At 69.2% G+C, this 617-nt stretch carries 1 pseudogene; it reads left to right on the plus strand.

The window, feature by feature from the left end:
• Positions 1 to 172: 172 nt before the first annotated feature.
• Positions 173 to 617, plus strand: a pseudogene (locus AACY08_RS27990) (hypothetical protein); the annotation flags it as partial.

Below are 617 nucleotides of genomic sequence, written 5' to 3' on the forward strand. Positions count from 1 at the left end.
TATCACCAGCCGGCCGACGACCTGTCGCAGCCGATCGACTGGGCGCAGGGCATCCGTTTTGTCGATGCCAATTATGCGATCGCGCGCGCGATTGCCGATGGCGATGCGCGCCCGCGCTGGAACAAGGGCGATTTCTTCGGGTTGCTGTACAATGGCTATGGGGCGAAGTGATGTGCGGCTGCTGAGCTTCGGGCTTGGCTATACCGCGCAAGTGCTGGCGGCGCGGGTGCGCGGCGCAGGCGGGGTGGTGGTCGGCACCACGCGCGACGGGCGCGACGGTACGATCCGCTTCGATGATGGCGCGGCGGTTGCGCTGGAACTGGGCGCGGCGACGCATATCCTGTCCTCGGTGCCGCCTGCGGGCGAGATCGATCCGGTGCTGGTCACCTATGGCACGGCCCTGCGCGCGAGCGGGGCGTGGCTCGGCTACCTGTCCTCGACCGGGGTTTACGGCGATGCTGGCGGGGCGTGGGTCGATGAGAGTGCCGCGATCGGCAGCGGTCGCCGCAATGCGCGGGCCGAAGCCGATGCCGCGTGGCAGGAGATCGGCGCTCGGGTGTTTCGCTTGCCGGGCATTTACGGTCCGGGGCGGTCGCCGCTGGATCGTGTCGCCAGCG

It is taken from the genome of Pseudomonas sp. EL_65y_Pfl1_R83, assembly GCF_963970695.1.
GTDB lineage: Bacteria > Pseudomonadota > Gammaproteobacteria > Pseudomonadales > Pseudomonadaceae > Aquipseudomonas > Aquipseudomonas tritici.